Genomic DNA, 8,487 nt, shown 5'->3' on the forward strand with positions numbered 1-8,487 from the left:
ATCCCCCTTTACCTCCGGCAACTCACGAAATTTTCACATCCGCCTATTGATACTTCGGCGCAATGTGCGCCGCCTGGACTGTGCGCGGCCGCCCCTTTTCGGCGTCTGCGGGACTGGGTGGTGCTGTGATTACTGGCTGGAGCGTTGAATGACTTGGTTTAAACGCAGCGATTCGTCTGCGAAAGGTTTCGATTGGGCAGGACTTCTCTGGCTGTTCCTGTTCTTCTGGTATTTTTCCGGCATCACCCAACTGTTGATCCAGCTGACCGGCACCTCCGGTTTCACCGGCTTTCGCCAGGCGTTCGTGATGAGTGCCATCTGGCTGGCGCCGATGCTGTTGTTCCCCCATCAGACACGAGTGATGGCCGCGGTCATCGGCGTGGTGCTGTGGGCGTGCTCGATGGCCAGCCTCGGTTACTTCTTCATCTATCAGCAGGAATTCTCGCAAAGCGTCATCTTCATCATGTTCGAATCGAACGTGTCTGAAGCGGGCGAATACATGACCCAGTATTTTGCCTGGTGGATGGTCCCGGCCTTCCTCGCGCACACCGCGGTCGGCTACTTCCTGTGGACACGCCTGCGCCCGGTGTACCTGCCGCGCACCAAGGCACTGGTGGCAGCAACCGCCATTCTGGTTGCCGTGGTCGGTTATCCCCTGGTCAAACAAACCCTGCGTACCGGCAGCTTCGCCGAGGGCTTCGAGAAATTCGAAACCCGCATCGAGCCAGCGGTGCCATGGCAAATGGCAGTGGCTTATCACCGCTACCTCGACACCCTGGCCAACATGCAAAACATGTTGCACAGCGCGAGCAAGGTGGCGCCGCTGCACAACTTCAAGGATGCGACGGCCAACCAGCCCGCTACCCTGGTGCTGGTGATCGGCGAGTCGACCAACCGTCAGCGCATGAGCCTGTACGGCTACCCTCGGCAAACCACGCCGGAGCTGGACAAGCTCAAGGATCAACTGACGGTCTTCGATAACGTCATCACGCCGCGCCCGTACACCATCGAGGCGTTGCAACAGGTGCTGACCTTCGCCGACGAAGAAAACCCTGAGCTGTACCTGTCCACGCCGTCGTTGGTCGCCATGATGAAACAGGCCGGCTACAAGACGTTCTGGATCACCAACCAGCAGACCATGACCAAGCGCAACACCATGCTCACGACCTTCTCCGAGCAGGCCGACGAACAGGTGTACCTCAACAACAACCGCAACCAGAATGCCGCCCAGTACGACGGCGACGTGATCGAGCCGTTCAACAAGGCCCTGGCCGACGCGGCACCGCGCAAATTGATCGTGGTGCATCTGCTCGGCACGCACATGAGCTACCAGTACCGCTACCCTTCGACCTTCGACAAGTTCAAGGACCGCAACGGCGTTCCGGCCGGCGTGCGTGACGACCAACTGCCAACGTACAACAGCTATGACAACGCCGTGCTGTACAACGACTTCGTGGTGTCTAGCCTGATCAAGGACTACGCCAAGTCGGACCCGAACGGCTTCCTGTTCTACCTCTCCGACCACGGTGAAGACGTGTTCGACTCCCCCGGCCACGGCACCCTGGGACGCAACGAGAGCAAACCGACGGCGCCGATGTACACCATCCCGTTCATGGCGTGGGCCTCGCCAAAATGGCGCGAAAACCACGACTGGAACTTTGCCGCTGACCTGGGGCGGCCGTACAGCAGTTCGCACCTGATCCATACCTGGGCAGACCTGGCAGGCCTGAGCTTCGATGAACTCGATCGCAGCAAGAGCGTGGTCAGCGACAGCTTCAAGCCACGGCCCTTGCTGATCGGCAACCCTTACGAGCGTCAGCAGCGGCCGTTGATTGACTTCAGCCTGATCAAGCCAAAAGCGCCTGAAGTCGTACAAAAGTAGCCCATACAACGCCGTTCAAACCTGTGGGAGCGGGCTTGCTCGCGAAAGCGCAGTGTCAGTCGACATCAATGTTGAATGACACTGCGCTTTCGCGAACAAGCCCGCTCCCACAGTTGTTTTGTGTTGTAGGAAATACCTCATAATAATAATTATTCTCGTTTACCCCTAAATCCCTCCCTCCTCCTTCGTCTTTGAATCAACGGATTTTTCCCTCGACGACAAGGAGTCGGCCGCGATGTTCGCGCCTATCACCCGTTCCATGACTTTTACCCTTGGCCTGTGCGGCGCCGCACTGAGCCCGGACCTGCTCGCTGAAACCGAGACCGAGAAAGCGCCTTCGGCGCCAACCCTCATGCTCGGTGCGACCAACGTCACCGCCCAGAGCCTGGGCAGCACCACCGAAAATACCGACTCGTACACCACAGGTTCCATGAGCACGGCCACCCGGCTACCTATGTCGATCAAGGAAACACCGCAATCGGTTTCCGTGGTCACGCGCCAGCAAATGGATGATTTCAAACTCGGCAGCCTGTCCGAAGCCATGAGCCAGACCACCGGCATCGTGGTCCAGCACAACGACTCGGACCGGGTCAGCTATTCCTCGCGCGGCTACTCGATCAATAATTTCCAGGTCGATGGCATGTTGAATACATTCAGCTACATGAAGTCCGATTCCGACACCATCATCTACGACCGCATCGAAGTGGTACGCGGTGCAACGGGCTTGACCACCGGCGCGGGCGATCCTTCGGCCACCATCAACATGGTGCGCAAGCGGCCAACCGCACAGTGGGAAGCCAAGAGCGGTGTCAGCGGCGGCAGCTACCACGACTACTACAGCTACCTGGACGTCGGCGGCCCGCTGGCCTTCGACGGGCGACTGCGCGGTCGTGGGGTGGTGGCCTACCGCGACAGCGATTCCTACCGGGACAAATACCAGCAGCAACGGGAAGTCGGGTACGGGGTGCTCGAGGTCGACCTGACCGACGACACCCTGCTGGCAGTGGGTTACGACTATCAGAACAAGCACGTGCAAGGCACGTCCTGGGGCACGGTGCCGTACTGGAATGCCGACGGCAGCAAAGCCAACCTGGGACGCTCGACCAACATGGCGACGTCCTGGAGCTCGTGGCCGCTCAAGGACAAGACCGCGTTCGCCAACCTCGATCACCAACTCGGTGGCGGATGGCAGCTCAAGGCCGCCTACACCCACCGCGAAAGTGACACCGACGGCAAGATCTACTATGCCGGCGGCGGCTTCCCCGAGGCGGACCGCAGCGGCATGATCGCCAACGTCAGCCACATGATCGGCACGCAAAAAATGAAGGCCTATGACTTCAACCTGTCCGGCCCCTACACGCTGTTGGGGCGTGATCACGAAATGATGGTGGGTTATGGCGAGGCCGAGCGCCGCGAGGATTCGCCTTACACGGTGGATGGCCCAAGAGCCGCCGATTATGAAAATGTCCCTGACTGGAAATACATGGGCAACATCGGCAAATTCCCCGACACCGTGACCAGCCTGACCGGCTCGAAAGACTATACCCGGCAGAAAGCCGGCTACCTGGCCACGCGCCTGAACCTCACCGATGAACTGCACGCCGTCCTCGGCAGCCGCTACGGCAGCTGGAAAACCTCAACCACCACCAACAGCTACGACGCCAACCTGCAACTGAGCGGCGTCGATCACAGCAGCCAGCAACAAAATGACATGTGGACGCCCTACGCCGGACTGCTGTACGACCTCACGCCGCAGTACACCGCCTATGTCAGCTACACCGACATTTTCAAACCGCAAACCAACCGCGACAGCAGTCGTAAATACCTCGAGCCGGTGGTGGGCAGCAACTATGAACTGGGCCTCAAGGGCAGCCTGCTGGAAGAGCGCCTGGACCTGGCGACCGCGCTGTTCTGGAGCAAGCAGGACAACGTCGCGGAACTGGACGACTCGGTGCCACCGGATCCGGTGACCGGCGAGGAGTTCTACACATCCAACGGCAAAGGCAACAAGGTGCAAGGCTTCGAAGCCGAGCTGTCAGGCGAAGTCATGGCGGGTTGGAACATGACCGCCGGGTACACCTACACCCATTCGGTCGACGGTGAAAAACAACGGATCAACACGGTTCAGCCGTTGAACATGCTGCGATTTTCCACGGCCTGGCACCTGCCCGGCGAGTGGCAGGCGCTGACAGTGGGGGCTGCGGTGAACTGGCAGAGCGACGTGTACCGCAGCGCCAGTCGCCCGGTCGGGCGCCGCGCCGATGGCAGCTTTATCACCGAGCGCACGGACATTCAGCAGGAGGCCTACACCGTGGTCAACCTGATGTCGCGCTACGAATTCGACCGGCACCTGTCCGCCTCGTTGAACGTCAACAATCTGTTCGACAAGAAGTACTACGACAACGTCGGCTTCTACAACGGTGTGTATTGGGGCGACCCGCGCACCGTGACCTTGAGCCTCGACTGGAAGCTCTAGAGGTACTGATTCCCATTTAACGGAATCGGCGGATAATGACCGTTCGACTTTGATTCATCGACTCATGGACGAACGGCATCCGACATCTGCAAGTGGGAGGCACACCATGAAAAGATCCACCTTGATCTTCGCAATACTGATGACCTTGGGCTCCGCCAGCGCCTTTGCCGAAGGCGGGGCCGAACGCATGCGCTACTACTACGAAACCCTGCACTACAACCAGCAAGTGGCGTTGGGCAACATCACGCCAGACCAGGCGAAAGAGTTACGGGTACCGGACGATCAAACCGCGCAAATGACCGAGTCCTACCGGCCAAAAGATTAACCTCTGACTGCCGCATTTCTGTAGGAGCAAGCTTGCTCGCGATGGTCGTTAACGATAACGCGTGTTTACTGACTAAACGCGGCGCTCTTTAGCCCATCGTCGGAACGCCGCCCGGAGCAAGCTCGCTCCTACAGGTACAGGTACAGTCAGGATTACAGCGGCTTGATCCAGAACATCATGCGCCCATGCGCCGGATCGAACTCGCCCGGGGCAAAGCCGAACTTGCCGTAGGACGCCTGCGCCACCGCATTGCCTTCCAGCACCTCCAGGGTGATCTTGCAGCAGCCGCGCTGACGGGCAATGTCCTCGACTTTGTCAAGCATCCGCTGGCTCAGTCCCAGGCCGCGAAACTTGGGTACCACCGCCACGTCGTGCACGTTGACCAATGGCCGGCAGGCAAAGGTCGAAAACCCTTCGAAGCAATTGACCAGCCCGGCCGGCTCGCCGCCGACAAAGGCCAGCACGCTGAACGCATGGGGGCGCTTGGCCAACTCAGCCGGCAGATGCTCCAGCACAGTGGCCGGCAGGGAGTGACCACCGCCCATTGGATCTTCGGCGTAACTGTTCAACACCAGGCCAATCGCCTCGGCATGCACCGGATTGGTGTAGCTGGCTTGAAGCACAAGAATTTCTGCGGAATCCATTTCCATCCTCGATGACTTGCCCCAGTACGTTGTTCGCGCTGGAAGGCCTGGGGAACATATCGCGAGTCGCGTTGGGGCTACAAGACTTTAAGATCAAAAGATCGCAGCCTTTGTAGGAGCTGCCGAAGGCTGCGATCTTTTGATCTTAATGTCCCCAGATCAGTGCTTCAGTCCACCCCAGCTCGGCAAAATCCTCAGCCCTTAACGAAGACTCCCCAGCACAAAAAAACTCGTCCAGCTGCGGCGGCTTGACCGAAGTACCACTGAGCATCGCGTGAACCTGCCCGCGATGATGGAGCTGGTGCTCGAACAGATGCGACAGCAGGCGCAGGCGGCTGTCGTATTGCGGGGTGTCCCGGGCGATGGTCACGATCTTGCCCAGGTCGGCATCGCGCATTTGCTCGCAGTAGGCAATCAAGCGTCGGTCTACCTGGGCCTGTTCGCGCTTGAGCTCGTGCGCTTGGGTAACCGGCTCGTCGTTTTTGAAGAACACATGACAATCAGGATGGGGATCATCACCGCGCAGCTCGCGCTCCAGGGCATCCACGTAGAACCAGTCGCAGGTCAGGATGTGGTTGAGGGTGGCGCGCAGACTGGGAAAGAAATTGACCCGGGGCGCCGCCAGCTCATCCTCGCTCAACTGGCACCAGGCCTTGGCCAGTCGGTGATTGGCCCAGGCATTCTGATAAGCCATGGTCAAAAAATGATGCGACAGAGGTTGATTCATCTTCACGCCTCCTGGATTTCACGCCTCGGCGAAACGTTGCAACTGCATCTCCTGCAGGCGACTGAGGGTGCGGCGGAACGGAAATTCCAGGTAGCCCTCGGTGTAGAGCGAGTCCATGGGCACCTGGGCTTCGAGGTACAGCGGCACCTTGCGGTCGTAGCACTCGTCCACCAGCGCGATGAAACGCCGCACACCGTCGTCGTGCACCGACAATTGCGGCAACTCACGATCCCCGGCCTCCACCCGCACGGCACCGTCTTCAGTGCCCCGGGCAATGCGCCCGGCACGTTTTTGCGCGCTGAGGTTGGGCACGTCGCTTAAAAGAATAGCGCTGAAGCGGTCGCACAGGGCCATGAAATCCATCGCGGCAAAGGGCTGCTCACAGAGGTCGGCGTAGCGGCACCAGAGCACACCCTGGCTGGCCTGCACCACCGGCAGCGTACGATAACCGACCTTGATCGGCTCGTTGGAAACCCCTTGGCCAACCGTCAGCATCCGGAAAACCTCAGCCAGCGCGCTGGGCTGACCGGGCTCGGTGACCCAGTAACGTTGCAAGCCCTGGCCCGGGTGCAGGCGATGATCTTCGCCACCGTCCACCGCGATCACCTGCATGTGCTGCTTGATCGCGGCGATGGCCGGCATGAAGCGGTCGCGGTTGAAGCCGTCGGCGTACAACTGGTCCGGGGGCAGATTGGAGGTGCAGACCACCACCACGCCCTGTTCGAACATCACCTGGAACAAGCGCCCGAGAATGATCGCGTCACCGATGTCATTGACGAACAACTCGTCAAAACACAGCACGCGCACCTCTTCGCTCAGCTCGCGAGCCAAGGCCTGCAACGGATCGGCGGTACCGGTCAGCTGAAATGAACGCTGGTGCACCCAACCCATGAAATGATGAAAGTGCTGCCGCCGGGCCGGCACCCGCAGGTGTTGGTAGAACTGGTCCATCAACCAGGTCTTGCCCCGCCCGACCGGGCCCCAGAGGTAGACGCCCATGATCGGCTTGCGGCCTTCATGCAGCGCTTCATGGCACTTTTGCAAGGCCCAGACGGCATGTTCCTGGGCCTCGTCCTGGACGAAACCCTTCTGTTCGATCGCGTGCTGCCAGGCACTGAGGGGAGAGTCGACATTCATGCGCGGCAGTATGCCATCCGTCGACGCTGGCTTCTGTGAAATATCGCGCCGGGCTTGCGCTATTGGACCCGGGGAAAAGTGTCTTGACGGATTATATGATTAGCATCATATTTAATAAATTACGTACAACATTTAAACAAACAGGCGTGTCCTCAGGAGTTCTCCCCATGCATTACAAAGTTTTCGGCCGTAAAACCGGCTTGCGGGTTTCCGAACTGGCCCTGGGTGCCGGCAACTTTGGCACCGGCTGGGGCCATGGTGCCGAGCGCGAAGAAGCCAAGGGCATTTTTGATGGCTACCTGGCGGCCGGCGGCAATTTCATCGACACCGCCAACGGCTACCAGGCTGGTCAGTCGGAAGCCATGCTCAGCGAATTCATCGCCGCGGAACGCGATCGCCTGGTCATCGCCACTAAATACACGCTGGGCACCACGCCGGACGCCGGCATTTCCCACACCGGCAACAACCGCAAGAACATGGTTCGCGCCGTGGAGGAGAGCCTGAAACGGCTGAAGACCGATCACATCGATCTGTTCTGGGCGCACATGAGCGACGGCGTGACGCCGATGGAAGAGATCCTGCGTGGTTTCGACGACCTGGTCCGCGCCGGCAAGATCCATTACGCCGGGCTGTCGAACTTTCCGGCCTGGCGCATCGCCCGCGCCGATCTGCTGGCCGAGGTGCGCGGTTTCGCCCCGATTGCGGCGATTCAGGTCGAGTACAGCCTGGCCGAACGCACCGCCGAACGTGAACAACTGCCCATGGCCGAAGCCCTGGGTTTGGCCGCAACGCTATGGTCGCCATTGGGCGGCGGCTTCCTTACCGGCAAGTACCGCACTGGCGATGGCGATAACCGCGCGAGCAAACTGGGGATGCTGGTCCACGCCGAGAAAAGCGCCCGGGAAACCGCCCTGCTCGACACCCTGCTGGCCGTCGCGGAGGAACTGGGTGTAAGCCCGACCCACGTGGCCATCGCCTGGCTGCGCGAACAAGCCAGGCGCTCGACCACGACACTGATTCCGATCCTGGGCTCGCGTACCCGCGAACAGCTGGATGCAACCCTGGGGGCGCTGAACGTGCAACTGGATACCGAGCAGTTGTCGCGGCTCGATGGTGTCAGCGATGTGCCCAAAGGCGTGCCCCATGAATCGATTAGCGGGTCGTTTGCGCGGTTCACCGGGGGTGTGACCCTGGATCTGCCGAAAATCCCGGTCGCCTGACCCCGTTACCTGTAGGAGCTGGCTTGCCAGCGAAGAGGGCCTGTCTGACACCACGATGTTGACTGTGGCGCCGCCT

7 protein-coding genes are annotated in these 8,487 nt (G+C 60.1%); 4 read left to right on the plus strand and 3 right to left on the minus strand.

Going from position 1 to position 8,487, the window contains the following annotated elements; all coding sequences use genetic code 11:
- Positions 1-148 precede the first annotated feature (148 nt).
- The 3 genes from NPS56_RS18080 (at position 149) to NPS56_RS18090 (ending at position 4,683) form a co-directional block, all read left to right on the plus strand.
- A complete protein-coding gene (locus NPS56_RS18080) occupies positions 149-1,882 on the plus strand; it encodes a phosphoethanolamine transferase CptA (RefSeq protein WP_274075862.1) in 1,734 nt (577 codons plus the stop codon).
- Positions 1,883-2,117: 235 nt separating this feature from the next.
- Positions 2,118-4,358, plus strand: coding sequence for a TonB-dependent siderophore receptor (locus NPS56_RS18085; RefSeq protein ID WP_274075863.1), 2,241 nt, complete (start codon positions 2,118-2,120; stop codon positions 4,356-4,358).
- 106 nt (positions 4,359-4,464) lie between these two features.
- The gene (locus tag NPS56_RS18090) at positions 4,465-4,683 is read left to right on the plus strand and encodes a hypothetical protein (protein WP_274075864.1); all 219 of its coding nucleotides are present in this window, start codon (positions 4,465-4,467) and stop codon (positions 4,681-4,683) included.
- Positions 4,684-4,835: 152 nt separating this feature from the next.
- Here the strand turns inward: NPS56_RS18090 and NPS56_RS18095 are convergent, their stop codons facing one another.
- The 3 genes from NPS56_RS18095 to zapE form a co-directional block, all read right to left on the minus strand.
- A complete protein-coding gene (locus NPS56_RS18095; RefSeq protein WP_274075865.1) occupies positions 4,836-5,327 on the minus strand; it encodes a GNAT family N-acetyltransferase in 492 nt (163 codons plus the stop codon).
- Between the two features lie 145 nt (positions 5,328-5,472).
- Positions 5,473-6,054: a DinB family protein gene (locus tag NPS56_RS18100; protein ID WP_274075866.1), complete on the minus strand. Its 582-nt coding sequence runs from the start codon at positions 6,052-6,054 to the stop codon at positions 5,473-5,475.
- Positions 6,055-6,072: 18 nt separating this feature from the next.
- Entirely contained in the window at positions 6,073-7,191 is a 1,119-nt protein-coding gene (zapE, locus tag NPS56_RS18105; protein WP_274075867.1) for a cell division protein ZapE, read from the minus strand.
- A 167-nt stretch (positions 7,192-7,358) separates the two neighbouring features.
- On the opposite strand from zapE, the gene NPS56_RS18110 reads away from it, so the two are divergent.
- Positions 7,359-8,411: an aldo/keto reductase gene (locus NPS56_RS18110; RefSeq protein WP_274075868.1), complete on the plus strand. Its 1,053-nt coding sequence runs from the start codon at positions 7,359-7,361 to the stop codon at positions 8,409-8,411.
- Positions 8,412-8,487: the final 76 nt, after the last annotated feature.

It is taken from the genome of Pseudomonas putida (assembly GCF_028682635.1).
Taxonomy (GTDB): domain Bacteria; phylum Pseudomonadota; class Gammaproteobacteria; order Pseudomonadales; family Pseudomonadaceae; genus Aquipseudomonas; species Aquipseudomonas putida_AE.

Excerpts from the sequence above, each read along its gene's own strand:
- NPS56_RS18080 (WP_274075862.1), top strand. The coding sequence starts at position 149 with ATGACTTGGTTTAAACGCAGCGATTCGTCTGCGAAAGGTTTCGATTGG.
- NPS56_RS18085 (WP_274075863.1), top strand. The coding sequence starts at position 2,118 with ATGTTCGCGCCTATCACCCGTTCCATGACTTTTACCCTTGGCCTGTGC.
- NPS56_RS18090 (WP_274075864.1), top strand. The coding sequence starts at position 4,465 with ATGAAAAGATCCACCTTGATCTTCGCAATACTGATGACCTTGGGCTCC.
- NPS56_RS18095 (WP_274075865.1), bottom strand. The coding sequence starts at position 5,327 with ATGGATTCCGCAGAAATTCTTGTGCTTCAAGCCAGCTACACCAATCCG.
- NPS56_RS18100 (WP_274075866.1), bottom strand. The coding sequence starts at position 6,054 with ATGAATCAACCTCTGTCGCATCATTTTTTGACCATGGCTTATCAGAAT.
- zapE (WP_274075867.1), bottom strand. The coding sequence starts at position 7,191 with ATGAATGTCGACTCTCCCCTCAGTGCCTGGCAGCACGCGATCGAACAG.
- NPS56_RS18110 (WP_274075868.1), top strand. The coding sequence starts at position 7,359 with ATGCATTACAAAGTTTTCGGCCGTAAAACCGGCTTGCGGGTTTCCGAA.